Source organism: Streptomyces seoulensis, assembly GCF_004328625.1.
GTDB lineage: Bacteria > Actinomycetota > Actinomycetes > Streptomycetales > Streptomycetaceae > Streptomyces > Streptomyces seoulensis.
Genome location: NZ_CP032229.1, coordinates 4,080,352 through 4,105,671, shown reverse-complemented (window position 1 = coordinate 4,105,671; position 25,320 = coordinate 4,080,352). Strand labels below are relative to the sequence as shown.

Sequence of the window (25,320 nt, the reverse complement as noted above, 5' to 3'; positions counted from 1 at the left end):
CCCTGCCCTCAGTTCTCCGCGTCCGTGGCGCCCGGTACGGCGCTCTCCGCGAGAAGTTCGCGGAACGCCCTGGCCACCAGCTCCGGGTATTCCATCATCGCCACGTGCCCGGCGTCCGGCAGGGACAGCAGACGGGAGTCCCTGAAGGAGCGGGCGGCCTTGGCGGCCATACGGAAGCCGACGAGTTGGTCACGGCCACCGTAGACCAGCAGGGTCGGCGCGAGTACCCGCTCGGCCTGCCTCCACAGCCCCTGCTGCCCGCCCAGCGTGTACGCGTCCACGATCCCGCGCGCGGAGCGGGTCATCGCGTCCCAGAAGTACGGCAGCCTCAGGCGCCGTTCCAGCTCCTCCACCGCGTACCCGAACGCCTCCGGCGTCACGGTCGTGGGATCGCCGTAACAGAGGGCCGTCACCCCGCGCACCCGCTGCTCGGCGGTCCACTCACGGGTGAACCGGTTGAACAGCGCGGCCACGCCGGGCACGCCCAGCAGGGCGGTGGGGACCGCGCTGCGCTGGACGCGCAGCTCCGGCAGGGCGGGCGAGACGAGCGTCAGGGTGCGCACCAGGTCCGGGCGGACGGCGGCCACGCGGGTGGAGACCGCGCCGCCGAGCGAGTTGCCCAGCAGGTGCACCGGGCCGCGTCCGGCCGCGTCCAGGTGGCGGATGACCGCGCGGGCGTGCCCGGTGACGGAGTAGTCGCCGTCGTCCGGCGGCGGGGAGTCCCCGAAGCCCGGCAGGTCGACGGCCTCGGAGTCGACGGTCCCGTCCAGCGCTGCCATCAGCAGGGACCAGTTCTGCGAGGAACCGCCGAGCCCGTGCACGAACAGCGCGGGCTCAAGACCCTCCCGTGCGGGCGGCCGGGACCGGACCGTCAGGGTGACCCCCGGCAGCCGCACCGACCTCATCCGCTCGCCCTCGCCCACCCTTACGGGTGCGACCCGGGGGAGCACACTCGCGGCCGGCACGGAAGGTGACTCGGTCGAAGACATGCGGCAATGTTACGAGACGATCACACCGCAGCTCATGTGTTCGCCCTCACAGGCGACGGTACCCGGACTCCGGACCGGTATCGCCGACGGCGTGGCGCCGCCCCGGGCGGTCTCCTAGGCTCGTATGACAGCGCAGCCGCGGGGTACCCGCCCGAGCCAGAGGTTCCGGAAGAGGCTTCCGGACGGACGCTGGAAGAAAGGGAGGCCGTCATGGCCCACGACCCCACCGAGCCGGACGAGATCGAGAGCCGCGAGGACACCCGGGCCGGGATCGTCGATGTCGAGGCCGCCGAGCACGACGCCGCCGAGCAGCGCGCCCCCCTCACCGAGGAGCGGGACGAGCCGCTGAGCGAGGTGGACCCGGCCCGGGGCAGCGAGGGCGATCTCATCGAGCAGGCCCGCGTGGTCAGGACCGACGAGGACGACTACCGCTGACCGGACGCGCACCGCGGCCGGGGCCACGGCTTTCGCCGCCGTCCGGTACGTGAAATTCTGCGCTCGCACCGCGCACACCGGGGTTACCGAAAAGTACGATGGCCGCGCGGCCGACACCGCACGAGGACGACATTGGGAGGCGGCGTGACAGCCATCGAGCAAACAGAGGCAGCACGCCCGCGCGGCACCCGTCTGCCGCGCCGAGCCCGGCGCAACCAGTTGCTGGGCGCTGCCCAGGAGGTTTTCGTCGCCCAGGGCTATCACGCGGCCGCGATGGACGACATCGCCGAGCGCGCCGGAGTCAGCAAGCCGGTGCTCTACCAGCACTTCCCCGGCAAGCTCGACCTCTACCTGGCCCTGCTGGACCAGCACTGCGAGGCCCTGATCCAGGCCGTGCGCGCCGCGCTCGCCTCGACGACCGACAACAAACAGCGCGTACGGGCGACCATGGACGCCTACTTCGCGTACATCGAGCACGACGGCGGCGCCTTCCGGCTGGTCTTCGAGTCGGACCTGACGAACGAGCCGGCCGTGCGCGAGCGCGTCGACAAGGTGACCACCGAGTGCGCCGAGGCGATCTGCGAGGTCATCGCGGAGGACACCGGTCTGTCCCGCGCGGAGTCGATGCTGCTGGCCTCCGGGCTCGGCGGACTCGCCCAGGTGGTGGCGCGTTCCTGGCTGCACAGCGACCGCAGCGTGCCGCGCGACCAGGCGGTGCAGTTGCTCGCCTCGCTGGCGTGGCGCGGCATCGCCGGTTTCCCGCTGCACGGCACCGACCACCACTGAGACGACGGCGCGCCGGCGGGGCGTGTTCGCTGATGGCGTTCCCGCCAGAAGCATGCGCGTCCCCTCACCGGGCTAATGTGTGCTGCGTACGGCGCGGCACAACGCGCACATCACTGACCGTCGGAGGGACATAGCCGTGGAGGTCAAGATCGGCGTGCAGCACGCGCCCCGCGAGATCGTTCTGGAGAGCGGTCAGAGCGCCGAGGAGGTCGAGCGCGTCGTGGCCGACGCCCTGGCCGGGAAGTCGCCGCTGCTGAGCCTGGAGGACGAGCGCGGCCGCAAGGTCGTGGTCCCCGCGGACCGTCTGGCGTACGTCGAGATCGGCGCGCCGACCGCGCGCAAGGTCGGTTTCGGCACGCTGTAGGCGCGACACCCGTGAAGGGCCCGGTGGCACCCGCCACCGGGCCCTTTTCGCTGGCCCGGCGCGCACGGCTCGCGCACAGGATGGGCACGGGGGAGGATTGCAACGCGCAGGTCACGGGTATGCCGGACGGTGACCGCATGAGCACGCAGACGTGGGAGGGACCCCTCGAATGATCCTCGAAGTGCTCGCTTCGGCCGCGCTCGGACTCGTCCTCGCCTTCGCGGCGGCGCACCGCCTGCCGCACCGGCTGCCCACCCGCCCGCTGGTCTTCGCCACCGCGGTGGCGGGCGCGCTCTTCGGGGACTTCGTCACGCACAGCGCACTGGGCCCGGCCCCGGTCCTGCTCACCCTGCTCGGCGCGGCCGTCGTGTCCGCCGCGTCCCTGTCGCTGCTGCTGCGCCCGGCCGGGCGGCTGCGCCGGCGATCCGCGCCCGCGTAGCCGCCTCCTGACGGCGGGTCAGGCCGCGAGGCCCAGCGCGGCCATCCGCTTGGTGTGCGCCTCGGTGATCCGGGTGAACATCCGGCCGACCTCCGCGAGATCGAAGCCGTCGGCCACCCCGCCGACCAGCATGGTGGACAGCGCGTCCCGGTCCGCGACGACCCGCTGCGACTGGGACAGCGCCTCGCCCATCAGCCGTCGCGCCCACAGCGCGAGCCGCCCGCCCACGCGGGGGTCGGCGTCGATGGCCGCGCGCACCTTCTCCACCGCGAACTCCGCGTGCCCGGTGTCGTCGAGGACGGCGAGGACGAGCTCGCGGGTGTCGGTGTCGAGGCGGGCCGCGACCTCGCGGTAGAAGTCACTGGCGATCGAGTCGCCGACGTACGCCTTGACCAGGCCCTCCAGCCAGTCCGAGGGCGCCGTCTGCTTGTGGAAGCTCTCCAGCGCGGCGACGAAGGGGTCCATCGCCGCGGTGGGCTCGGCACCGATCCCGGTCAGCCGGTTGCGCAGCCGCTCGAAGTGGTGGAACTCCGCCGAGGCCATCTTGGCCAGCTCCGCCTTGTCCGAGAGGGTCGGCGCCAGCTTGGCGTCCTCCGCGAGCCGCTCGAACGCGGCCAGCTCGCCGTACGCGAGCGCGCCGAGCAGGTCCACGACGGCGGCGCGGTACTGCGGGTCCGCCGCGGCCGTCGCCCAGTCCTGGGCGGCGACGCCGGTGGCGGCGCCCGCGTTCTCGGGGGTCTCAGGCTTGTCAGAGCTAGTCATGAGGCGCACAATAGCCCGCTCGCCCCCTCCGGGAACCCCCTGGTCAACCACTGTGACCACGACTACGTGACGAATTCGGCCATCGCGTGTGCGGCAATCCGGGGTATGGTGGTAATGCGCCTGCTGAGTGCTCCGACGCTGTTCGGTGCGTTCGGCGCCTTCTGGCAGTTGGCGCACGTATGAGGATGCCCGGTCGGTGGCCCGATCGGCTCCGACCTGACAGCCCTCCTGGGCCGTACGGCACCGCGCGTACGGCGAGCGGAGGGACATCCTTAGCGGTTCGAGCGCTAGAGCGTCGGCAGAGGTCCCGTGTCTTACGGCTTGCCCCAGTTGGTTCGCCCGTACGGCGGCCGACGTGCCCGGCACGGTCAGACATGATCCCCGCGCTCGCCTCGTGCCGCGCACACAAGAAGAGGCAAAACCCTGACTACGACATTTCGTGATCTCGGCATTCTTTCCGAGACCGCCGAGGCGCTGGAAGCCGTCGGCATCATCAACCCCTTTCCGATCCAGGAGCTGACGCTCCCGGTCGCGCTCTCGGGCAGCGACGTCATCGGCCAGGCCAAGACCGGCACGGGCAAGACCCTCGGTTTCGGCCTGCCGCTGCTGGAGCGCGTCATCGTCCCCGCCGACGTCGAGGCCGGCCGTGCCGCCCCGGAGGCGCTGACCAGCGCGCCGCAGGCGCTCATCGTCGTGCCCACCCGCGAGCTGTGCACCCAGGTCACCAACGACCTGCTGACCGCCGGCAAGGTGCGCAACGTGCGCGTCCTCGCCATCTACGGCGGCCGTGCCTACGAGCCGCAGGTCGAGGCCCTGAACAAGGGCGTCGACGTGGTCGTCGGCACCCCCGGCCGGCTGCTGGACCTCGCGGGCCAGAAGAAGCTGGACCTCAGCCACGTCAAGTGCCTGGTGCTGGACGAGGCCGACGAGATGCTCGACCTGGGCTTCCTGCCCGACGTCGAGAAGATCGTCAACATGCTGCCGGCCAAGCGCCAGACCATGCTGTTCTCGGCCACCATGCCGGGCGCGGTCATCGGTCTCGCCCGCCGCTACATGTCCCGCCCCACGCACATCCGCGCCACCGCGCCGGACGACCAGGGCGCGACGGTCGCCAACATCAAGCAGTTCGTCTACCGCGGCCACTCCATGGACAAGCCGGAGATGATCGCGCGCATACTGCAGGCCGAGGGCCGCGGTCTGGCGATGATCTTCTGCCGTACCAAGCGCACCGCCGCCGACATCGCCGAGCAGCTCCAGCGCCGGGGCTTCGCGTCCGGCGCGGTCCACGGCGACCTCGGCCAGGGCGCGCGCGAGCAGGCGCTGCGCGCCTTCCGCAACGGCAAGGTGGACGTGCTGGTCTGCACCGACGTGGCCGCGCGCGGCATCGACGTCGGCGGCGTGACCCACGTCATCAACTACCAGTCCCCCGAGGACGAGAAGACCTACCTGCACCGGGTCGGCCGCACCGGCCGCGCCGGCAACAAGGGCACGGCCGTCACGTTCGTCGACTGGGACGACATCCCGCGCTGGCAGCTCATCAACAAGGCGCTGGAGCTGGACTTCAACGAGCCGGTGGAGACGTACTCGACGTCCCCGCACCTCTTCTCCGACCTGAACATCCCGGCCGGCACCAAGGGTGTCCTGCCGCGCTCGGAGCGCACGCGCGCCGGGCTGGACGCGGAGATGGTGGAGGACCTCGGCGAGACCGGCGGCCGTGGCGCGCGCGGTGGCCGTCCCGGCCGTGGCGGGCGTCCCGAGGCCGCGCCGGAGCGGGAGCGCACCGAGCGCTCGGACCGTTCGGAGCGGTCGGACCGTGGTGAGCGCACTCCGCGCCGCCGCCGTCGCATGCGCGGCGGTGCCCCGGTGGAGGCCGGTGCCGCTCCGGCGGAGACCACGTCCGTCGAGGAGCCGCAGGCCGCCCGCACCCCGCGCCGCCGTCGCCGTACGCGTGGCGCGTCGTCGGGCGAGGCGGCGGCCGCCCCCGCCGCCGTGGTCGAGACCGTGGTGACGCCGGAGGCCGTGGCCGAGGCTCCCGCCGAGCCGCGTCGCCGCACCCGCAAGCGTGCCGAGGCGGCCGTGACCGAGGCCGTCGTCGAGGCGCCGGTCGTGGAGGCGGTCGCCGAGACCGCCGTCGTCGAGGCCCCGAAGACGCCGCGCCGCCGTACGCGCAAGGCCGTGGAGGCCGCTCCCGAGGCCGTCGTGGACGCGCCGGTCGCCGAGGCGCCGAAGCGCCGCACCCGCAAGGCGGCCGTCGCCGCCGAGGCGGTCGTGGACGCCGTCGAGGCCCCCGAGGCCGAGACCAAGCCGCGCCGCACCCGGAAGACCGCCGCCGCCAAGGCCGCCGAGACGGCTGAGACCGCCGAGGTCGCCGAGGTCGCCGAGACCAAGCCGCGCCGGACCCGCAAGACCGCCGCCGCCAAGGCCGTCGAGACGACCGAGGTCGCGGAGGCCGCCGAGGTCGCCGAGACCAAGCCGCGCCGGACCCGCAAGACCGCCGCCAAGGCCGTCGCCGCGGAGCCGGTCGAGGCCCCCGAGGCCGAGGTCAAGCCCCGTCGCACCCGGAAGACCGCCGCTGCCAAGGCCGCCGAGACGGCCGAGGTCGCTGAGGTCGCCGAGACCAAGCCGCGCCGGACCCGCAAGACCGCCGCCGCCAAGGCCGTCGCGTCGGACATCCCGGCGCAGGCGACCGAGGAGCCGGAGGCCAAGCCGCGCCGCCGGACCCGCAAGGTCGCGGCCGTGGAGCCCACCGAGGCGTAAGCACCAGCCAGTGAGGCCCGGTCCCCCGTCGAGGGGGACCGGGCCTCACTGTTTGTCAGTACTGCGTCTGCAAGTGCTCCCAGAAGCCGTCCCGCAGGGACCGGCGGAGGTCGGCCTGGCCGCGCAGGGAGTACTGGAGCAGCCCCTCCGCCTCGACCAGGAGGTCCTGGTCGACCGAGCCGGGCAGGTACGGGTGGCCGGGGAGAAGCTCCATCAGGCTGTCCCGGCCCCGCGAGACCAGCCACTTCGCCGCGATCTGGGCGCCGACGAACCGCACGTCCTCGCGGGTGGGCCGGTTGCCCGTGGCCTCGTAGGCGGCGGCCGTGCGGCGGGAGACGTACGGCTTGCAGAACTCCAGGTCGAAGGTGCGCTGGCTGTCGACCTCCCACAGCAGCGGCTCGGCCTGGTTGCGGCCCTCGGGCGCCTCGATGCCCCACAGATGGACCCGCGCCCCGTACCCCTGCGCCGCCTCGACCGCCGAGACGAGGTCCTCGTCGCCGCCGAGCAGTGCCGCGTCGCTGATGGCGCGGTGGCGGGCGAGGGACTCCAGGTCGGTGCGGATCAGGGAGTCGACGCCCTTCTGCTGGTTGTGCGCGTTGAGGTTGCCGAGGCGGACCTTGACGTCGGGCAGCTCGGCGATCGACTGCTGCTCGGCGGTGTGGATGCGGCGCCGGGCGCCGTCGTACCAGTACACGCGCAGCAGGCGGCTGTCGGCGAAGATCGAGCGGGCCTTGTCGATGAGCGCGTCGATCAGGCCCTCGGCGTCCAGGTCGAAGGCGCGGCGGTCCTCGGTGCCGGCCACCAGCCGGCCGGCTGCCGCGTAGAGATAGCCCGCGTCCACGAAGATCGCGTGGGTGGAGGGTGTCTTCGCCACCTCGACGAGCATGCGTTGGAGCAGTTCGTTGGTGTGGTCGATGCGGGCACCCAGAGCCGCCAGGTCTTCGTTCATCGGGTCCATTGTCCCGGCCGTCACGCTGCGAACACAACCGGTCCCCGTCAGTCCCGTCGCGCGGTCTTTTTACCGGACAGTAATTAGCCCGTGAAAAAATTTCCTTAGCGTAGGGAATGTTTGCGGTGGGCAGTTCGTTGTCTAGACATGTGACACCGCGACAACTCGTCGCACACCAGTAGTTCTCCTCTGGAGGATGACCAGACGAAGGGAGAAGCCTTCATGCGCTTCGAAATCATGCGACTCGACGAGGTCGACGGCTCGACCGTGGACAGCACCGTCGTGGACGCCGCCTCCGTCAACCGGATCGTGCAGCAGGCGGCCGCCATCGGCCAGCGCCTGTGGATCCGCCCCGCTGAAGGCTGCCCGGCCTCATAGGGCGCACGACGCACTCAAGCCTTCCGGGGGAGCCGAGGCCGAGCCTCAGCTCCCCCGGATCACCTGAGTGACCCCGTTGATGATCTGCTGCACGGCGATCGCGGAGAGCATCATGCCCGCGAGCCTGGTCACCAGGACGACACCGCCGTCCTTGATGACCTTGATGACCAGCAGCGAGTAACGCATCACCAGCCACAGCACGACATGGATGGCGAGGATCGCCGCCCACACCGAGACCTGCGTGGCGACACTTCCGGCCTTCTGCACGGCCAGGATCACCGAGACGATCGCGCCGGGACCGGCGAGCAGCGGCATGCCCAGCGGGACCAGGGCGACATTGACGTCCTTGGTCTGCTTGGGCTCGTCGGTCTTGCCGGTGAGCAGGTCGAGCGCGATCAGCAGGAGCAGCAGTCCACCCGCGATCATCAGCGCGGGGACCGAGACGTGCAGGTAGTCGAGGATCTGGTGGCCGAGGACGCCGAACACGGCGATGACCCCGCCCGCCACACAGACGGCCTGGAAGGCCATCCGCTTCTGGACCTTGGCGGGCCGCCCGGCGGTGAGGGCGAGGAAGATCGGGGTGATCCCCGGCGGGTCCATGATGACGAAGAGGGTCAGGAACAGGGAGCCGAAGACGGCGAGGTCGAACATCGTGTGCCTTGCATGATGAAGCCACCGCCGCGCGGCGCCCCGAGCCCCCTGGGGGCAGGAGACGGGCGCGCACGGCGGACGTGCGGGTGATCGGGTGAGGGGAAAAGCAGCGGGGTGACGCGGAGGGCTCAGGCCCCGCCGGTCCCCGGGACGGGGAAGGCGCCGGTCGCCCGGCGGATGATCTCGCCGTAGACCTCGGGGTCGGTGGTGTTCTCGCCGAGTGCGATGGTCTTGCGGGTGCCGTGGTAGTCCGAGGAGCCGGTGACCAGCAGGTCCAGGTCCCCGGCGAGGCCGCGCAGCCGGGTGCGGGTGTCCTGGTCCTGCTCGGCGTGGTCTGCTTCCAGCCCGTCGAGTCCGGCGGCGGCCATCGCGGCGATCGCCTCCGGCGGCACCGTGTGCCCGCGCTTGGCGGCGGCCGGGTGGGCGAGGACGGTCACGCCGCCCGCGCCCTTCACCAGCCGGATCGCCTCCAGCGGATCGGTCTCGTGCTTGTCGACGTGGGCCCGCCCGCCGTCGGCCAGCCACGCGGGCGTGAACGCGTCGCTCACGGTCGGTACGACACCCAGCTCCACCAGCGCGGACGCGAGGTGCGGCCGGCCCACCGTGCCCCCGGCGGCGATCCGCTCGACCTGCTCCCAGGTGACCGGTACGCCGAGCGCGTTCAGCTTGGCGATCATCGCGTGGGCGCGCGGCACCCGGTCGTCCCGGACCAGCTCGCGCTCGGCGAGCAGGGCGGGCTCCTCGGGGTCGAAGAGGTAGGCCAGCAGATGCAGGGAGACGCCGTCGATCCGGCAGGAGAGTTCGGCGCCGGTGACGAGGGTGAGCCCCTCGGGGAGCGCGGCCAGCGCTTCGGCGTACCCACGGGTGGTGTCGTGGTCGGTCAGCGCGACCACGTCCAGTCCGGCAGCGGCGGCCGCGCGCATCAGCCCGGCCGGGGTGTCCGTGCCGTCGGAGGCGGCGGAGTGGCAGTGCAGGTCGATGCGCACGGCTGCTCCAGACGGCTCGCGGGGACGGTGAGGACACCCAAGGATAGCCGCGCCCGCGGCATGCCTGTCACCCCCGCTCCCCGGAGGCGCCCCCTACAGGTCGGGCCGCATCAGCCGGGGCGAGAGCGCCCCGCAGGGCACCAGATCCACCTCGGGGCCCGCGTCCCGCAGGTCGGTCAGCACCAGCTCGTCGTACATCAGCAGGCCGGACTGCGCGGGCCAGGTGACCGCCCACAGCCAGACGCCGAGCGCCTCGCCGGCGAAGACGGCGCGGTCGTCCGGGGCGCCGTCGACGTGCCAGAGCGGGGTGGGACGGCCGGCCGCCAGCACCTTGGCCTGCGGGGGCTTCTCCATGTCCAGGTAGGGGCCGGGGTCTGGGCCGTCCAGGCCCGCGTAGCGCGCGCCGAGGCCGACGCCCAGTTCCTCGGCGACGAGGATCAGTTCGCCCGGACCGCCGAGCGGGCCGGGTCCGGAGCAGGCCACGACGGTGGCCCGGCCGCCGCCGGGGGCGTCACCCGCGTAGCCGACGCCGGTGAACAGCCAGCCGACCGGCAGCGGCCACGGCATCCACAACGGGACCCGGGTGCGCTGCGTCACGGCGGTGAGCGCCTCGACGCCGGGCGGGATCACGGGCTGCAGCGGATACACCGCGCCGTGCGCGTCGCACTGCCACGTGTCGGCGAAGAGACCGGGAGCCCGGACCCGGCCACCACACCTCGGGCAACTGGGTTCGCCCCTCATAGGGCCCCACGGTCCTACCCCGGCCGCCGCACGTCAAGGACGATCACCCGTACGGCCCCGGCCCGGTTCCGGGGTCCGGTCAACTCCGCGCTCCGGCACGGCACTTGGTGAGCTTGCTCACCCCAGCGGGACGGACGCGCGGTTCGGGTCGCGCAGATCCGTGCCGTGGGTGAGCCACCGCTCCTGGAGCGCCCCCGCGCCGTGCACCCGCTTCCACGCGGCCTCGTTCGGGGTCATCGGCAGCAGCGGCAGGAAGCGCACCGGGTCCAGCGGGGCGTCCAGCTCCAGGTCCTCCACCAGCCCGCCCGGCTCCCCCACCAGTACCGAGGTGAAGGGCGCCCCGGGCCACAGCGGTTCCCCCACGTCCAGTGAGGCACCGGGTGCCACGACGACCCCCTCGACCTGCGGGGACGCGGCGAGCACGGCGAGCGGACGGAGCACCGGACCGGTGTCGGTGACGCCGGCGCGGACGGAGAGGACCAGCTCGGCACGCGGCCCCTCCACGGGGTCGGCGACCATGGCCGTGGGGTCGCTCATGGGGTGCGCCGACATGCCGAGCGTGGCGTAGCGGACCACGTCCCCCTCCTGGAAGCGCAGCACCTCGATGCGGTCGGCGCCGAGGAAGGTGACCGAGGCACGCGCGTCCGGTTCACCGAGCGCCGAGTTCAGCCGCGCCTCGACCAGAGGAAGAACATCAACCATGCGGTGAGCATAGATCTCGTCAGCGGCAGGCAAAGCTGCGCCTTGACACGATGGGCTGCTGCTACGCTGAGCCGGTGGTTCGGGGCCGCGTGCACATGCTCGCCGTCGAGTCCCCGACGCCGATGAGACTCCCTTACGAGGGACCGGCCGGAGGAGGTGGGGCTGTCATGGATCGAAGTCGACCGTGCAGTACCACTCGCTCTTCCGGCTGTTGATGTCATTCCTGGCCGACCGCCACCTTTTCGTTCGCTTCGCCGTCCGGAAGAGCACTTCGTTTCGCTTTGCCTGATCTGCCTGATCTGACTCAGTCCTGCATCAGTAGCGAAGTCGCCACCGCGACGGTGCGGTGCTCCCCGCTTTGTGGACGTGCCAAACGTATGCAGTCCGAACGTCCCCATTCCGGGTAGTTCCACCCGTCGCAGGCGCACTTTCGTTGCCCGCCCGCGAAGGAGCCTGCCCATGTCGATGATCCGCGACCTGCGAGCCGTGGTCCGACCGTCCAGCCGCCCCCTCCCGCGCAAGGAGGCGGCCGCTCCCTTCGAGCCCGACACCACCACGTCCTCGGCCGTGGTCGACTGCGCCGTCTACCGCGACGGCGCCCGGCTGGAGAGCGGACGCACCCTCAGCCCGCAGGAGGCGATGCGCGAGGTGCGCCGGGACGGCGGCTTCGTGTGGATCGGCCTGCACGAGCCGACCGAGGCCGAGTTCGCCGGCATCGCGAGCGCCTTCGGACTCCACCCGCTGGCCGTGGAGGACGCCGTCCAGGCCCATCAGCGGCCGAAGCTGGAGCGGTACGACGACTCCCTGTTCACCGTGTTCAAGACCGTCCACTACGTCGAGCACGACCAGCTCACCGCCAGCAGCGAGGTCATCGACACCGGTGAGGTCATGTGCTTCACCGGCCGGGACTTCTTCATCACCGTGCGGCACGGCGGCCAGGGCTCGCTGCGGGCGCTGCGCCACCGGCTCCAGGAGGACCCCGAGCTGCTCGCCAAGGGCCCCTCGGCGGTGCTGCACGCCATCGCCGACCACGTGGTGGACGGCTATATCGCGGTCGCGGACTCGGTGCAGGACGACATCGACGAGGTGGAGACGGAGGTCTTCTCCCCCGGCCGCAACGGCGGCGTCTCGCGCGGTGTCGACTCGGCCCGGATCTACCAGCTCAAGCGCGAGGTACTGGAGTTCAAGCGCGCGGTCGCCCCGCTCCAGCGCCCGATGCAGCTGCTGAGCGAGCGGCCGATGCGGCTGGTCGACCCTGACATCCAGAAGTACTTCCGTGACGTCGCCGACCACGTGGCCCGGGTGCACGAGCAGGTCATGGGCTTCGACGAACTGCTGAACTCGATCCTCCAGGCCAACCTGGCGCAGGCGTCCGTCGCGCAGAACGAGGACATGCGCAAGATCACCGCCTGGGCCGCGATCATCGCCGTACCCACCATGGTGTGCGGGGTCTACGGCATGAACTTCAAGTACATGCCCGAGCTGCACTGGAAGTACGGCTACCCGGTGATCATGAGCGTCACGGTCGTTCTGTGTCTGGGCATCCACCGCACGCTGAAGCGCAACGGCTGGCTCTGAGCGCCGCTGGATAGGCTGGGCGCATGAGCAGTGAGCCGCCCGCCCAGGCCCTTTTCGACCAGGCCCTCATCGAGGAGGCCACCAAGAAGTCCGGCCTGATCTGGGTCCGGGGCGCCGACGCGCCCGCCGCCCGCCCGCTCTGGCACGTCTGGCACGAGGGCGCGGCCCTGCTGGTCGGCGACGGTCCCGGCGAGCAGCCGCTGCCCGCTCTCACCGACGGCGGCGCGGCCGAGGTCGCGGTGCGCAGCAAGGACAAGGGCGGCCGGCTCGTCACCTGGCGGGCGAGCGTCCACCGGCTGGACCCGGCCTCGCCCGAATGGCAGGCCGCCGTCGCGGAGTTGAAGGGCAAGCGGCTCAACGCCCCGGGCGCAGAGGAGATCCCGGCCCGCTGGGCGCGTGACTGTACGGTGCTGCGCCTGGTCCCCACCGGTCAGGTGGAGCCGCCCCCCACCGGCAGCCTGGCCGAGCCCCCGCTGCCCACCCCGGCCACCACCCGCGTGCCGGTACCGGCCGCGCTGCCGAGGCTCCTGGCCCGGCGACGCAAGCGGGGCTGAGGTCGACAGACCCTAGGAGCCCGGCAGTTGGCCGCCGTAGTCGACCGTGTCGTTCTTGGCGGGCTCGGCGGCGGGGAAGTCCTTGCCCCACTCGGAGAAGGTGAGCGTGCCGGCGCCGCCGCCGCGCACCAGGCGCAGCGGGTACGGCTTGCCCTCCAGGGAGACGTCGAGGGTGCCGCCGGGGCCGCCGTCGCCGGTGACCCGGATGGTGCGGGTGCCGGCCTGGGTGTGGTGGCCGGCCGTGGCCAGCTCGCCGTGCAGGGTGAGCAGCGCGGGCAGCAGGACGTCCTTCTCGGTGAGGCCGCTGAACTTCTGGTACGCCGGGTCCTTCTGGGGGACCTTCACGTACTTGCCGTCCAGCTTGCCCGCGGCGGAGGTGTCACCGCCGTGGTTCCAGAAGGCGGCGTCGGCCTTGACGTACAGCTCGTCGCCGACGCGCAGCAGCTGGAAGGTGGAGCCCTTGGAGGTCACCGAGCCGCTGCCGCCGCCGGACTTCAGCCGCATGTCCAGCTTGAAGGCGACTCCGCCGGTGACGACGGTCCCGGCCAGGTGCACCGCCGGTGCCGCGTCGGCCGCCGCCCGGCTCTGTGTCTGGATCTTCCGCGCGGGCAGCCGCCCGACCCCGTTGGTCCCGGCGTCCGGGTCCTCCTCGCCGCATCCCGTCAGCAGCGTCAGCGCCGACGCGGCCAGCACGCACAGCGCGGCCACCCGCGCGGTTCTCCGGATACGCGCCTGGGGAATCGCAGTCACAGGTGGGGCTGCCTCTCTGCCGTGCCGAATGGGCGTACGGCAGCGTACCGGGGGCACGCGCCCCGAGCGGAGCCCGTCCGTCCGGACCCCCCACCGGGGCGTTTCCGATCGGTACGGGCTAGCCTGAAGCGCACAAGCGTGGCCATATCAGAGCGAATCCGCACCGATTCACTTCGCGTTCTCCCCGCGTCCCGAGCACGGCAAAGGAAGCACAGATGGCAGCCGGTGTCCCCCGGATCTTCGTGTCGCACCTCGCCGGGGTCCCCGTCTTCGACCCGGCGGGCGACCAGGTCGGCCGGGTCCGCGACATCGTCGTCATGCTGCGCGTCGGCCGCCGTCCGCCCCGGGTGCTCGGGCTGGTCGTGGAGCTGTCCACCCGGCGCCGCATCTTCCTGCCGATGACCCGCGTGACCGGCATCGACTCCGGTCAGGTCATCTCCACCGGGGTGGTCAACGTCCGCCGCTTCGAGCAGCGGCCCACCGAGCGCCTGGTCTTCGGGGAGCTGCTGGACCGGCGGGTGAAGCTGGTGGAGACCGGCGAGGAGGTCACCGTCCTCGACCTCTCGGTGCAGCAGCTGCCCGCCCGCCGCGAGTGGGAGGTGGACCGGGTCTACGTCCGCAAGGGGAAGAAGGGCGGCGCCTTCCGGCGGGCCAAGGGCGAGACGCTGACCGTGGAGTGGTCGGCCGTCACCGGGTTCTCCCTGGAGGAGCACGGTCAGGGCGCGGAGAACCTGCTGGCCACCTTCGAGCAATTGCGCCCGGCCGACCTCGCCAACGTCCTGCACCACCTCTCCCCCAAGCGGCGCGCGGAGGTGGCCGCGGCCCTCGACGACGACCGGCTGGCGGACGTGCTGGAGGAGCTGCCGGAGGACGACCAGATCGAGATCCTCGGCAAGCTGAAGGAGGAGCGCGCCGCCGACGTCCTGGAGGCCATGGACCCCGACGACGCCGCCGACCTGCTGGGCGAGCTGCCGGAGGACGACAAGGAGCGCCTGCTCAGCCTGATGGAGCCCGAGGACGCGGCCGACATGCGGCGCCTGATGTCGTACGAGGAGCACACCGCGGGCGGGCTGATGACCACCGAGCCGATCGTGCTGCGCCCCGACTCCACGGTCGCCGACGCGCTCGCCCGGGTCCGCAACCCCGACCTCTCCCCCGCCCTCGCCGCCCAGGTGTACGTCTGCCGCCCGCCGGACGAGACGCCCACCGGCAAGTACCTGGGCACCGTGCACTTCCAGCGGCTGCTGCGCGACCCCCCGTACACCCTGGTCAGCTCGCAGCTCGACGACGACCTGCAACCGCTGTCCCCGGACGCCACGCTGCCCGTCATCGCCGGGTTCTTCGCCACCTACGACATGGTCGCCGCCCCCGTGGTGGACGAGTCGGGGTCGCTGCTGGGCGCGGTGACCGTGGACGACGTACTGGACCACATGCTGCCCGAGGACTGGCGCGAGACGGAGTTCCATCTGGACGAGCTGCCGGAGACCGGCGCCGGGCACGAGGCGGGCACGCATGGCTGAGCGCGAGGGCGCCCGCGAGGGCCGCGACCGTTCCCCCGCGGGCGCCACGGCCACCCGGCCGCGCACGCCGCGACTGGACCAGCCCCGGCCGCCGCGCCGCCGGGTGCTGCCGGAGTGGGACCCGGAGGCGTTCGGCCGGCTGTCGGAGCGGATCGCCCGGTTCCTCGGCACCGGACGCTTCATCGTCTGGATGACCGTCGTCATCATCGTCTGGGTGGTGTGGAACGTCGCCGCGCCGGACGTGGTGCGGTTCGACTCCTACCCGTTCATCTTCCTGACCCTGATGCTGTCCCTCCAGGCGTCCTACGCGGCCCCGCTGATCCTGCTCGCGCAGAACCGGCAGGACGACCGCGACCGGGTCAACCTGGAGCAGGACCGCAAGCAGAACGAGCGGTCCATCGCGGACACCGAGTACCTGACCCGCGAGATCGCCGCCCTGCGCGCGGGCCTCGGCGAGGTCGCCACCCGCGACTGGATCAGGTCCGAGCTGCAGGACCTCGTACGCGAACTGGAGACGGAACGGACAAGCCGGCCGCCGGTGCGTGACGCAGACGACCGCTGAGGCACTACCCAGCGGCCCCCACGGGCGCCGTACCATCGTCCTATGGCTACGGAAGACGCGGTGCGCGAGGCGCTGTCGACGGTGAACGACCCCGAGATCAACCGACCCATCACCGAACTCGGGATGGTCAAATCGGTGGAGATCGGCGCGGACGGAGCGGTCGCGGTCACGGTGTACCTGACGGTCTCCGGCTGCCCCATGCGCGAGACGATCACCCAGCGGGTCACCGACGCGGTCTCCCGTGTCGAGGGCGTCACCCGGGTGGACGTCACGCTGGACGTGATGAGCGACGAGCAGCGCAAGGAGCTGGCCAACGCGCTGCGCGGCGGGCAGGCCGAGCGCGAGGTCCCGTTCGCCAAGCCCGGCAGCCTCACCCGCGTCTACGCGGTCGCCTCCGGCAAGGGCGGGGTCGGCAAGTCCTCGGTGACGGTGAACCTGGCGGCCGCGCTGGCCGCCGACGGCCTGAAGGTCGGCGTGGTGGACGCCGACATCTACGGGCACAGCGTGCCGCGCATGCTGGGCGCGGACGGCAAGCCCACCCAGGTCGAGAACATGATCATGCCGCCGTCGGCGAACGGCGTGAAGGTCATCTCCATCGGCATGTTCACCCCGGGCAACGCCCCGGTCGTCTGGCGCGGTCCGATGCTGCACCGGGCGCTCCAGCAGTTCCTGGCGGACGTGTACTGGGGCGACCTGGACGTGCTGCTGCTGGACCTGCCCCCGGGCACCGGTGACATCGCCATCTCGGTGGCCCAGCTGGTCCCGAACGCGGAGATCCTGGTCGTCACCACCCCGCAGCAGGCCGCGGCCGAGGTCGCCGAGCGCGCGGGCTCGATCGCGGTGCAGACCCACCAGAAGATCGTCGGTGTGGTCGAGAACATGTCGGGCCTGCCCTGCCCGCACTGCGACGAGATGGTGGACATCTTCGGCACCGGCGGCGGCCAGCTCGTCGCGGACGGCCTGACCCGCACGACGGGCGCCACGGTGCCGGTGCTCGGCAGCATCCCGATCGACGTGCGGCTGCGCGAGGGCGGCGATGAGGGCAAGCCGGTCGTGCTGACCGACCCCGACTCCCCGGCCGGCTCGGCCCTGCGTGCCATCGCGGGCAAGCTGGGCGGCCGTCAGCGCGGCCTGTCGGGACTGTCGCTGGGCATCACCCCGCGCAACAAGTTCTGAGCCCGGACACGACGGGAGGGGGCGCCGGCGGATTCCGCCGGCGCCCCCTCCCGTCGTGTCGTCAGGCGTACGCGCCGATGTCCTTGACGACGGCGAACCCGAGCCCGTAGGCGCTCATGCCCCGGCCGTACGCGCCGACGTGGACGCCCGCCTCGGTGGCGCCGGCGAGCACCCAGCCGAACTCCGACTCCCGGTAGTGGAAGGGCGTGGCCACGCCGTCCACCGGCAGGGAGAGCTTCGCCCACTCCGAGCCGTCGAGGTCGTCGGCCAGTGCCCAGGCGGTCTCGGTCTGCTGGTCCAGCCAGTCGTCGCGCAGGGTGTGGTCCATCTGGCCGGGCCAGGTGACCGACAGCAGGCCCACCCCGGCCAGCCAGGCCGCCGAGGAGACCGAGGTGGCCTCCAGCAGCCCGGTGCCGTCCGCGCTGCGGCGGGAGGGGTTGACCGGCACGGTGACGACGACGGCGAACTTCTCCCGCGGCTCGTCCGAGGAGTTCGCGCTGTGCTCGTTGCGTACGGAGGGCTCGTCGCCGTGCCCGATCGAACCGTGCTCCACCGCGCCGTCGGCGGCCAGGCCGACCTGGAGCAGCCAGCGGTGGCCCGTGAACGCCTCGTCGAGCCCGTACCAGGGGAAGGGCGCGCGCAGATAGCCGTCGACCGTCCGGCCGCCGAGGTGGCCGCGACGGCCGCTCTCGGTGGCCGGCGTCTGCGCGCTTACCCGACTTGTGGTCTCCATCTGCCCGGACGCCTCCTCGTTCTCGTCGGACCGGGGCAGGTGCCCGCCCCCCTTCGGGCGTACGCGCCCGGTCCGCACAACAACTCGGCAGCATATCCACACCGCTGAGGACTGCCCGGAATGCGACGGGCGCCCGGGGCCCCGGGGACGGCCGAACGCGGGATGTCCCGTTGGTGCACACGACGAAACCCGCCCGGTGGGGCGGGTTTCGTGGCGTGTCGTGATCTGTCCGGGGGGGCGCGGGGCCGACCGGGTGAAGTCCGCCCCGGTGTCAGGTGGCGTCGGCGTCGAAGGGCGGGCGCTCGTCCTTCGGGGCCTCGGGCTTCTTCGTCATGTCGACCCGGCCGCCGGACGCGGCGGCGGAGGTCGGGGCCGGGCCGGGCAGCGCGGAGGCGGTGTCGTGGCCGTTCACGGAGTCCGTCAGCTCGGCCATCTCGCGCTTGAGGTCGAAGGTGCTGCGGATGTCCTTCAGGCCCAGCTCGTCGTTGTCGAGCTGCTTGCGCAGGAACGCTTTCGGGTTCAGGTCCTCGAACTCGAAGTCCTTGAACTCCGGGCCCAGCTCGCTGCGGATGTCGTTCTTGGCGTTGTCCGAGAACTCCCGGATCTTCCGGAGCGTGCGCGTGACGTCCTGGATGAACTTGGGGAGCTTGTCCGGACCGAAGACGAGCACGGCGAGGACGATGAGCGTGACCAGCTCAAGCGGCCCTATGTCATTGAACACCTGAAAGCTCCTTGCGTGTCCTCGGTCGCCCCACGGTACCCGGCACACCCGCCGGACCGGTACCGCCCCGAGGTGAGACTTGCGTCAGTTCCGGTCGGACGCCCCGAGGCGCAGCGTGACGGTGTGCTCGGTACCGGGGCTTTTCACGGTGAGCCGGAGGCGGTCGCCGGGGCGGTGGGCGCGGATCTTGACGATCAGTTCCTCACCCGAGTGGACGGGGTGGCCGTCGACCCCGCTGATCAGGTCGCCGGGCTTCAGTCCCGCCCGGTCACCCGGTCCGCCCTTCCGCACGGCGGGTCCGGCCGCGCCGCCCTCGGTGTCGATACGGGCGCCGTCACCGGCGTAGTCCATGTCGAGGGTCACGCCGATGACCGGGTGGGTGGCGTGCCCGGTGTCGATGAGTTCCTCGGCGACCCGCCGGGCCTGGTTGGCCGGGATGGCGAAGCCGAGGCCGATCGAGCCGGAGCGGCTCTCGGCGGAGTCGGAGTCCCGGTCGGCGGAGCGGATGGCGGAGTTCACGCCGATCACGCGGGCGTGGGCGTCGAGGAGGGGGCCGCCGGAGTTGCCGGGGTTGATCGGGGCGTCGGTCTGGAGCGCGTCGACGTAGCTGACGTCGGTGCCGTCGCCCTTCTCACCGCCCGCCGTGATCGGGCGGTCCTTGGCGCTGACGATGCCGGAGGTGACGGTGTCGGCCAGGTCGAAGGGGGCGCCGATCGCGACGACGGGGTCTCCCACGCGTACGGCGTCGGAGTCGCCGAGGGTCAGCGGGGTGAGCCCGCGCACGCCCTTCACCCGGACGACGGCCAGGTCGTAGCCGGTGTCCCGGCCGACGACCTCCGCGCGGGCGGTGTCGCCGCTGCTGAACGTCACGGTGATGTCGCCGCCGCCGGACGCGGGTGCCACGACGTGGTTGTTGGTGAGGATGTGTCCCTGCCCGTCGAGCACGAACCCGGTCCCGGTCCCGCCCTCGTCCCCGCCGCGCACATGCAGGGTCACCACCCCGGGCAGCGCGCGGGCGGCGATCCCGGCCACGCTGTCCCGCTCCCGCCCCTCGGGCACGGCCCCGGCCTTCGGCAGCGTCACGGTGGTCGTCCCCTCCCGCTGCACCCAGGCCCCGAGGAACCCGCCGACGCCGGCGGCGAGCAGCGTGACGCCGAGGAGGACGCCGATCAGCTTCTTCCATCCGGGCCACTCCCGCTGGGGGGCGGTCGCGGGGGTGCCGGGGTGCTGGAGGGGGGCGGCCTGGTGGGAAGGGGACGCGGGGTTCCAGGGGTCGTGGCGGGGGGCCGGGCCGGGGGCGGCCTCCGGCGAGGGCGCGGGGGCCGGGACGGTGGGCTCGGCAGGGGGTACGGGGTCGTGCGGGGCCGTGACGGACGTGCCCTGCGCCGGGGTCGCCATGGGGTGCTGGACGGGCGGTGCGGGGGCCCAGGGGCCCGGCCCGCCGTAGGGAGGGGTCCCGTAGGGGTCGGGGTCGTGCAGGGGCTTGGGGCGGCCGGAGACCGTGTCGCGGGGCTCGTCCCACGCCCCCGGATCGCCGGGCTCGCGGTCCGCCGGGGAACCGTCGGGCCCGGCGGGAGGCGCCGGCTTGGCCAGTTCGAAGTCGTCGCTGGGTGCGGGCGGCTTCGGGTGACCCTCGTTCATGCTCTCCCCAGTCGCGGTGTGGAGGCCGTACGGAGACGGCCTTACAGGATTCAACCAGGGATCGGGGGGTCAGGGGGCCGAGGGTGAGGGGGAGTTGGTCGGGGCGGCTGCCGCGGTGGTCCCGGCGGAGGGGGCCGCCAGGGGCCAGGAGTCCAGGGAGAACGGGGTGGTCTCGCCGAGCGGACGTATCAGCGGGGAGACCGCGGCCGCGCCGGCCATCACCGGCATGGCGAGGTCCCGCGCGGTGTCCGTGACCCGGGCGTCGACCGGCGCCGGGATGCCCGGCAGCAGCGGCGCGGTGGCGGAGACCTGCGCGGCCGGGGTGCGGTTGAGCGCACCTCCGCCCTGCGCGAGCAGCGGGGCGGTGGAGCGGCGCCGCTGCGTCTCAGGGGCACCGGTACCCGTACCGGCCGCCGTACCCGTACCCGTGCCCGTGCCCGCCGAGCGCGAAGGCGCCACGTTGCTCCCGTTGCCCGGACCGCCGCGGGCGTCGGCCGCGAGGTCGCCCGGGAGGGCGGTGGTGACTCCGCCGAGGGCCACCGCCGCCAGGGAGACCGCTCCGGCGGCCGCCGCCGCGAACCGCAGCCCGCGCGATGAGGGCCGGTCGGCGACGGGGTGGATACGGAAGCCGCGCTGCTCGGGCGCGTGCCCGGAGTCGGCCGGTACGTAGCTGAAGGCGAACCGCTCGCCGGGCCCGTCGGCGTCGCCGCCGGGGAGGCCCTGGAGGCGGGCGAGGAAGGACTCGGAGGGCGGCGGCGGGGCGGCCTCCGCGAACACGTTCTTCAGCCGGCGCTGCGCGTCGGCCTCGGCCCGGCATCGGCAGCAGGTGGCCAGGTGGGCGAGGACGCGGTCGCGCGACTCATGACCGAGTTCCCCGTCCACCAGGGCGGAGAGGCGGTCTCCCAGATGCTGTTCCGCGAGGCGGGCCTCCGCGGGGTCGGTTCCGGTTCCACTCACGCGGGCGTGCCCCCTCCCCCCAGCGCGGGCACCCGAGGCATGAACGAACGGCGCTCGGCCTTGCGGGCCTCGGGAGAACGGTGGGCGAGGGCCTTGCGGAGCTGCGAACGCCCCCGGTGGATACGCGAGCGGACGGTGCCCAGCTTGACCCCGAGGGTCGCGGCGATCTCCTCGTACGACAGCCCCTCGATGTCGCACAGCACCACGGCCGCGCGGAACTCCGGCGCGAGGGTGTCCAGCGCCTGCTGGACGTCGGCGTCGAAGTGGGCGTCGTTGAAGACCTGCTGCGGGGACGGCTCGCGGCTGGGCAGGCGCTCGGCCGCGTCGTCGCCCAGGGCGTCGAAGCGGATGCGCTGCTTGCGGCGGACCATGTCCAGGAAGAGGTTGGTGGTGATGCGGTGCAGCCAGCCCTCGAAGGTGCCCGGCGAGTACGTCGACAGCGAGCGGAAGACACGGACGAAGACCTCCTGGGTGAGGTCCTCGGCGTCGTGCTGGTTGCCCGTGAGGCGGTAGGCGAGGCGGTAGACGCGGCCGCTGTGCGTGCTGACGATCTCCTCCCAGGTGGGCGGAGTCCACGCCTGCCCGTCCGCGTCGGCGGCGAAGGTCGCGGTCTGGGTCTCGCCTGCGGCGGGACCGGCGGCGTGGTGGTCAGCAGCGGTGTCGGTCACGGATTTCGGCCTGCCCGACCCGAGAAAGCGCCGCAGCACTCCCCCTCGGTCCTCGGGTGCGGCCGCACCTCCCCTGTCGGCTCTGGTGGTGTCCAGTGGAGCCCCTACCATAGCCACCTCGCCCGTTAGCTCCGGATAAGCGGTTTTACGAAAATTTGACACGCGCCGACCCGGCTCAGCCACCCGCGTCAGCATGCGATCCACACCCTCCGTCACCTCTCACCCCCGTCGCGTGCCGGGCGCGCTCTCCGCGCGTCGGCTCTCCCCTGTGAACGCTCGGTCCCATCAGCGGGTTCCCGGCGCAACGGATACAGTCACGCCGAGGCAACCACGGGGACAGGAGAGGGTCATTACCGGCAACCGGCAGACGAGCTGGGCGTTCGCCGACGCCTTTGTCGCCGAGGACGAAGCACTCCGCTGGGCCCGGGACCGTGCCCGCGACGCGGGGCTGCGCTCGGTGGCGCCCAGCACGGGCGCCGCGCTGCGACTGCTCGCCGCCTCCGTGGACGCCAAGGCCGTCGCGGAGATCGGCACCGGCTGCGGGGTGTCCGGAATCCACCTGCTGCACGGAATGCGCCCCGACGGCGTCCTGACCACCGTCGATCCGGAGCCGGAGCACCAGCAGTTCGCCCGGCAGGCGTTCCGCGCCTGCGGCTTCGCCAGCAACCGCGCCCGGTTCATCCCCGGCCCCGCCCTCGACGTGCTGCCCCGGCTCGCGGACTCGGGCTACGACCTCGTCTTCTGCGACGGCGACCGGCTGGAGTACTCGGACTACCTCGCTGAATCGTTGCGCCTGCTGAGGCCGGGCGGGCTGGTGGTCTTCGAGGGCGTCTTCGCCAGCGGCCGCACGGTCGACGCCGGCCCGCAGCCCACCGAGGTGGTCCGGCTGCGCGAGCTGCTGCGCACGGTGCGCGAGAGCCCGGAGCTGGTGACCTCGCTGCTCCCGGTCGGCGACGGCCTGCTCTGCGCCGTCAAGCGCTGAGCCCCTTCCACCGGCGCACCGGACGGAACACGCGACTGCCCCGGCACCTGGACGGGTGCCGGGGCAGTCGGAAGGAAAAGATCGCAGCGCGTCTAGACGACGACCTTCTTGAGGGCGTCGCCGAGCGCCTCTGCCTCGTCGGGGGTCAGCTCGACGACGAGTCGACCGCCGCCTTCGAGCGGAACGCGCATGACGATGCCCCGCCCCTCCTTGGTCACCTCGAGCGGGCCATCACCCGTCCGCGGCTTCATGGCCGCCATGCTCGTACCCCTTCCTGAAACCAGGCTCATCGTCTGCCGACGACCCCACGGAGGGCACCCGCGGTCCAGGAGGGACGCGCGACACCGGCATCGAACACATTGCTTCCCAGCCATTATCCCGCATCCCAGGACCCGATGACCAACATCGGTCCGCATCGCTTGGGCAACGCGCGCGAGCAAAACCACTCAAAGCGGGGATGTGCCTGCGATACTGCGCCACCCTCGGCACACTCCCCGGCCACCTCTGTGGCGGTTTTGTTAGACGCAGGTCACACGTCCGGTGCGACTGCCGGGCCGGGATCTCCGCCATGCTGTCCCCGGACAACGACGTACCGGCCGGTACGTCGTCACGCGAAACGGAGGGGACGCGCCATGGCCGACACCGTGCTCCACGAGGTGACCGACGGGCTCGCCACGATCACGCTGAACCGCCCCGAGGCGATGAACGCGCTGAACATCGCCACCAAGAACGCCCTGCGCGAGGCCGTCGAGGCCGCGGCGGCGGACGACGCGGTGCGGGCGATCCTGCTGACCGCGGCGGGCGACCGGGCGTTCTGTGTGGGCCAGGACCTCAAGGAGCACATCGGGCTGCTCGCCGCCGACCGGGAGGGCGGGGGCGGCGGCCAGACGATGAGCACGGTCAAGGAGCACTACAACCCGATCGCGCGGGCGCTGGCGGGTGCGAAGAAGCCGGTGATCGCCGCCGTCAACGGCGTGGCGGCCGGCGCGGGCTTCGGTTTCGCGCTGCTCGCGGACTACCGCCTGGTGGCGGACACCGCCGCGTTCAACACCTCGTTCGCGGGCGTGGCGCTCAGCGCGGACTCCGGCATCTCCTGGACGCTGCCCCGCGTGATCGGCACGAGCCGCGCCACCGACCTGCTGCTCTTCCCGCGCACCATCGGCGCCCAGGAGGCGCTGGAGCTGGGCATCGCCAACCGGGTCGTCCCGGCGGCCGAGCTGCGCGCCGAGGCGGAGAAGGTGGCCCGTGCCCTGGCCGAGGGCCCGACGGTCGCCTACGCGGCGATCAAGGAGGCGGTGGCGTACGGGCTGACGCACTCGCTGGACGAGGCGCTGGAGAAGGAGGACGAGCTCCAGACCCGCGCGGGCGCCTCCGAGGACCACGTCATCGCCGTGCAGGCGTTCGTGCAGAAGGAGAAGCCCAAGTACGTGGGCCGCTGATCCTCCTGAACGGCCGGGCGGGGCAAGCTGATTTACCCCCGCCCCGGCCGTTCCGCGTCTCAGCCGCGCGTGGCCGCGCCCCGGCTGACGCAGGCTTCGAGGTGGTCGTCGACCAGGCCGCACGCCTGCATCAGGGCGTACGCCGTGGTGGGGCCGACGAACTTCAGGCCGCGCTTCTTCAGCGCCTTGGACAGCGCGGTGGACTCGGGGGTCACCGCGGCCACGTCACCCAGCACCTTGGGCACGGGACGCGCCGCCGGGTCGGGGGCGTGGGACCAGATCAGCTCGTCCAGCTCGCCCTCGGACCAGCCGGCCAGCACGCGCGCGTTGGCGAGCGTGGCGTCCACCTTGGCGCGGTTGCGGATGATGCCGGGGTCGGCGAGGAGGCGCTCGCGGTCCGCCTCGGTGAAGGCGGCGACCTTCTCGATCCGGAAGCCGGCGAAGGCGAGCCGGAAGGTGGGCCGGCGCCGCAGGATCGTGATCCAGGACAGCCCGGACTGGAACGCCTCCAGGCTGAGCCGCTCGAAAAGGGCGTCGTCCCCGTGCACCGGGCGCCCCCACTCGTCGTCGTGGTAGGCGACATAGTCCTCGGTGGACAGCGCCCAGGGGCAGCGCAGCGCGCCGTCCGCCCCGGCGAGGGCCTCCCCGGTGCTCATCGGAGGTCCTCCGGGCCGGGCCCGTCCGGGCGGGGCTGCACCGCGCGGGCACCGGCGAGGGCGCTCTGCAGGTCGGCGATCCGGGCGTCCCGCTCGCCGAGTTCGGCGGCCAGGCGGCTGAGCGCGTCGTCCACGTCGGCCATGCGGTAGCCGCGCGCGGCGACCGGGAAGCGCAGGCTCTCCACATCGGTGCCGTGCAGCGGGCGGTCCGCGGGCAGCGGGTCCTGGAGCCGCTCGGGCGCGGCGTCCTGGAGCGGGGCGCTCTCGCCGCCGCCCACCACGGCGAGCGTCACCGCGCCGACCACGACGGCCAGCGCGAGGACCAGGAACAAGAACATCAGCATCGCCAGGGTTCCCCAAGCTCGATGTGCCGGACGGCGGGCCCTTCGGACCCCGCGTCCGGAAGCCGGATGTGTCTGGGTCCGATCGTGCCATGCGAGGCTG

29 protein-coding genes are annotated in these 25,320 nt (G+C 72.5%); 13 read left to right on the top strand and 16 right to left on the bottom strand.

Features of this window, described 5'->3' with window-relative positions:
- Positions 1–8: 8 nt before the first annotated feature.
- Positions 9–989: an alpha/beta fold hydrolase gene (locus D0Z67_RS19230; RefSeq protein WP_051887651.1), complete on the bottom strand. Its 981-nt coding sequence runs from the start codon at positions 987–989 to the stop codon at positions 9–11.
- 210 nt (positions 990–1,199) lie between these two features.
- On the opposite strand from D0Z67_RS19230, the gene D0Z67_RS19225 reads away from it, so the two are divergent.
- From D0Z67_RS19225 to D0Z67_RS19210, 4 genes are all read left to right on the top strand, one after another.
- Positions 1,200–1,424, top strand: a complete 225-nt coding sequence (locus D0Z67_RS19225) for a hypothetical protein (protein WP_031181080.1) — start codon at positions 1,200–1,202, stop codon at positions 1,422–1,424.
- Positions 1,425–1,568: 144 nt separating this feature from the next.
- Positions 1,569–2,210 (top strand): TetR/AcrR family transcriptional regulator, encoded by a 642-nt coding sequence (locus D0Z67_RS19220; RefSeq protein WP_030807272.1) that lies wholly within the window; start codon positions 1,569–1,571, stop codon positions 2,208–2,210.
- Between the two features lie 136 nt (positions 2,211–2,346).
- Positions 2,347–2,574, top strand: a complete 228-nt coding sequence (locus D0Z67_RS19215) for a DUF3107 domain-containing protein (RefSeq protein ID WP_030807269.1) — start codon at positions 2,347–2,349, stop codon at positions 2,572–2,574.
- 169 nt (positions 2,575–2,743) lie between these two features.
- Complete coding sequence (locus tag D0Z67_RS19210; protein WP_031181079.1) at positions 2,744–3,013, top strand: hypothetical protein; 270 nt, start codon at positions 2,744–2,746, stop codon at positions 3,011–3,013.
- Positions 3,014–3,031: 18 nt separating this feature from the next.
- Here the strand turns inward: D0Z67_RS19210 and D0Z67_RS19205 are convergent, their stop codons facing one another.
- Positions 3,032–3,775 (bottom strand): ferritin-like fold-containing protein, encoded by a 744-nt coding sequence (locus D0Z67_RS19205; RefSeq protein ID WP_031181078.1) that lies wholly within the window; start codon positions 3,773–3,775, stop codon positions 3,032–3,034.
- Between the two features lie 423 nt (positions 3,776–4,198).
- Between D0Z67_RS19205 and D0Z67_RS19200 the strand changes: the two genes are divergently transcribed.
- Positions 4,199–6,532 carry a DEAD/DEAH box helicase gene (locus D0Z67_RS19200; RefSeq protein ID WP_078873270.1) on the top strand — a complete coding sequence of 778 codons (2,334 nt, stop codon included), beginning with the start codon at positions 4,199–4,201 and terminating at the stop codon, positions 6,530–6,532.
- A gap of 55 nt (positions 6,533–6,587) precedes the next feature.
- On the opposite strand, the gene D0Z67_RS19195 is transcribed toward D0Z67_RS19200, so the two are convergent.
- Positions 6,588–7,490 carry an NYN domain-containing protein gene (locus tag D0Z67_RS19195; RefSeq protein ID WP_107059567.1) on the bottom strand — a complete coding sequence of 301 codons (903 nt, stop codon included), beginning with the start codon at positions 7,488–7,490 and terminating at the stop codon, positions 6,588–6,590.
- A 213-nt stretch (positions 7,491–7,703) separates the two neighbouring features.
- On the opposite strand from D0Z67_RS19195, the gene D0Z67_RS29720 reads away from it, so the two are divergent.
- Positions 7,704–7,859 (top strand): hypothetical protein, encoded by a 156-nt coding sequence (locus D0Z67_RS29720; RefSeq protein WP_086693633.1) that lies wholly within the window; start codon positions 7,704–7,706, stop codon positions 7,857–7,859.
- Positions 7,860–7,904: 45 nt separating this feature from the next.
- Here the strand turns inward: D0Z67_RS29720 and D0Z67_RS19190 are convergent, their stop codons facing one another.
- The 4 genes from D0Z67_RS19190 to D0Z67_RS19175 form a co-directional block, all read right to left on the bottom strand.
- Positions 7,905–8,510 (bottom strand): MarC family protein, encoded by a 606-nt coding sequence (locus tag D0Z67_RS19190; protein WP_031181075.1) that lies wholly within the window; start codon positions 8,508–8,510, stop codon positions 7,905–7,907.
- Positions 8,511–8,638: 128 nt separating this feature from the next.
- Complete coding sequence (locus D0Z67_RS19185; protein WP_031181074.1) at positions 8,639–9,496, bottom strand: PHP domain-containing protein; 858 nt, start codon at positions 9,494–9,496, stop codon at positions 8,639–8,641.
- Positions 9,497–9,589: 93 nt separating this feature from the next.
- Positions 9,590–10,237, bottom strand: coding sequence for a DUF6758 family protein (locus D0Z67_RS19180; protein WP_031181073.1), 648 nt, complete (start codon positions 10,235–10,237; stop codon positions 9,590–9,592).
- 117 nt (positions 10,238–10,354) lie between these two features.
- Positions 10,355–10,939 carry a suppressor of fused domain protein gene (locus tag D0Z67_RS19175; RefSeq protein WP_031181072.1) on the bottom strand — a complete coding sequence of 195 codons (585 nt, stop codon included), beginning with the start codon at positions 10,937–10,939 and terminating at the stop codon, positions 10,355–10,357.
- 459 nt (positions 10,940–11,398) lie between these two features.
- Here D0Z67_RS19175 and D0Z67_RS19170 point away from each other — a divergent pair, with 459 nt between their 5' ends.
- Both D0Z67_RS19170 and D0Z67_RS19165 read left to right on the top strand, forming a co-directional pair.
- Positions 11,399–12,517 carry a magnesium and cobalt transport protein CorA gene (locus tag D0Z67_RS19170; protein ID WP_031181071.1) on the top strand — a complete coding sequence of 373 codons (1,119 nt, stop codon included), beginning with the start codon at positions 11,399–11,401 and terminating at the stop codon, positions 12,515–12,517.
- Between the two features lie 23 nt (positions 12,518–12,540).
- Positions 12,541–13,071: a hypothetical protein gene (locus tag D0Z67_RS19165; RefSeq protein WP_031181070.1), complete on the top strand. Its 531-nt coding sequence runs from the start codon at positions 12,541–12,543 to the stop codon at positions 13,069–13,071.
- A 12-nt stretch (positions 13,072–13,083) separates the two neighbouring features.
- Here D0Z67_RS19165 and D0Z67_RS19160 read toward each other — a convergent pair whose 3' ends face one another.
- On the bottom strand, positions 13,084–13,821 hold the full coding sequence (locus D0Z67_RS19160; protein WP_031181069.1) for a hypothetical protein: 738 nt from the start codon (positions 13,819–13,821) through the stop codon (positions 13,084–13,086).
- Positions 13,822–14,036: 215 nt separating this feature from the next.
- On the opposite strand from D0Z67_RS19160, the gene D0Z67_RS19155 reads away from it, so the two are divergent.
- Genes D0Z67_RS19155 through D0Z67_RS19145 form a run of 3 tightly spaced genes read left to right on the top strand, consistent with a single transcriptional unit; the run spans position 14,037 to position 17,079 of the window.
- Positions 14,037–15,341 carry a magnesium transporter MgtE N-terminal domain-containing protein gene (locus D0Z67_RS19155; protein ID WP_031181068.1) on the top strand — a complete coding sequence of 435 codons (1,305 nt, stop codon included), beginning with the start codon at positions 14,037–14,039 and terminating at the stop codon, positions 15,339–15,341.
- The gene (locus D0Z67_RS19150) at positions 15,334–15,903 is read left to right on the top strand and encodes a DUF1003 domain-containing protein (protein ID WP_031181067.1); all 570 of its coding nucleotides are present in this window, start codon (positions 15,334–15,336) and stop codon (positions 15,901–15,903) included. The genes D0Z67_RS19155 and D0Z67_RS19150 overlap by 8 nt, the downstream gene beginning before the upstream one ends.
- 42 nt (positions 15,904–15,945) lie before the next feature.
- Positions 15,946–17,079, top strand: coding sequence for an Mrp/NBP35 family ATP-binding protein (locus D0Z67_RS19145; RefSeq protein WP_031181066.1), 1,134 nt, complete (start codon positions 15,946–15,948; stop codon positions 17,077–17,079).
- 61 nt (positions 17,080–17,140) lie between these two features.
- Here D0Z67_RS19145 and D0Z67_RS19140 read toward each other — a convergent pair whose 3' ends face one another.
- The 5 genes from D0Z67_RS19140 to sigE all read right to left on the bottom strand — a co-directional run bounded on the left by D0Z67_RS19140 (position 17,141) and on the right by sigE (position 21,838).
- Positions 17,141–17,812 carry a hypothetical protein gene (locus D0Z67_RS19140; RefSeq protein WP_031181065.1) on the bottom strand — a complete coding sequence of 224 codons (672 nt, stop codon included), beginning with the start codon at positions 17,810–17,812 and terminating at the stop codon, positions 17,141–17,143.
- 271 nt (positions 17,813–18,083) lie between these two features.
- Positions 18,084–18,533, bottom strand: a complete 450-nt coding sequence (locus D0Z67_RS19135) for a sec-independent translocase (protein WP_031181064.1) — start codon at positions 18,531–18,533, stop codon at positions 18,084–18,086.
- Positions 18,534–18,617: 84 nt separating this feature from the next.
- Positions 18,618–20,174 (bottom strand): S1C family serine protease, encoded by a 1,557-nt coding sequence (locus D0Z67_RS19130; protein ID WP_078873268.1) that lies wholly within the window; start codon positions 20,172–20,174, stop codon positions 18,618–18,620.
- Between the two features lie 69 nt (positions 20,175–20,243).
- On the bottom strand, positions 20,244–21,131 hold the full coding sequence (locus tag D0Z67_RS19125; RefSeq protein ID WP_031181062.1) for an anti-sigma factor family protein: 888 nt from the start codon (positions 21,129–21,131) through the stop codon (positions 20,244–20,246).
- Positions 21,128–21,838, bottom strand: coding sequence for an RNA polymerase sigma factor SigE (gene sigE, locus D0Z67_RS19120; RefSeq protein WP_078873266.1), 711 nt, complete (start codon positions 21,836–21,838; stop codon positions 21,128–21,130). The genes D0Z67_RS19125 and sigE overlap by 4 nt, the downstream gene beginning before the upstream one ends.
- Positions 21,839–22,067: 229 nt before the next feature.
- Here sigE and D0Z67_RS19115 point away from each other — a divergent pair, with 229 nt between their 5' ends.
- Positions 22,068–22,781 carry an O-methyltransferase gene (locus tag D0Z67_RS19115; protein ID WP_107059565.1) on the top strand — a complete coding sequence of 238 codons (714 nt, stop codon included), beginning with the start codon at positions 22,068–22,070 and terminating at the stop codon, positions 22,779–22,781.
- 92 nt (positions 22,782–22,873) lie between these two features.
- On the opposite strand, the gene D0Z67_RS19110 is transcribed toward D0Z67_RS19115, so the two are convergent.
- Positions 22,874–23,041: a DUF3117 domain-containing protein gene (locus tag D0Z67_RS19110; RefSeq protein WP_018544333.1), complete on the bottom strand. Its 168-nt coding sequence runs from the start codon at positions 23,039–23,041 to the stop codon at positions 22,874–22,876.
- Between the two features lie 372 nt (positions 23,042–23,413).
- On the opposite strand from D0Z67_RS19110, the gene chcB reads away from it, so the two are divergent.
- Positions 23,414–24,220 carry a 2-cyclohexenylcarbonyl CoA isomerase gene (gene chcB, locus D0Z67_RS19105; RefSeq protein ID WP_031181059.1) on the top strand — a complete coding sequence of 269 codons (807 nt, stop codon included), beginning with the start codon at positions 23,414–23,416 and terminating at the stop codon, positions 24,218–24,220.
- A gap of 59 nt (positions 24,221–24,279) precedes the next feature.
- Here chcB and D0Z67_RS19100 read toward each other — a convergent pair whose 3' ends face one another.
- A complete protein-coding gene (locus tag D0Z67_RS19100; RefSeq protein ID WP_031181058.1) occupies positions 24,280–24,876 on the bottom strand; it encodes a DNA-3-methyladenine glycosylase I in 597 nt (198 codons plus the stop codon).
- The gene (locus D0Z67_RS19095; RefSeq protein ID WP_031181057.1) at positions 24,873–25,220 is read right to left on the bottom strand and encodes a DivIVA domain-containing protein; all 348 of its coding nucleotides are present in this window, start codon (positions 25,218–25,220) and stop codon (positions 24,873–24,875) included. Before D0Z67_RS19095 ends, D0Z67_RS19100 begins: the two co-directional genes overlap by 4 nt.
- Positions 25,221–25,320 lie beyond the last annotated feature (100 nt).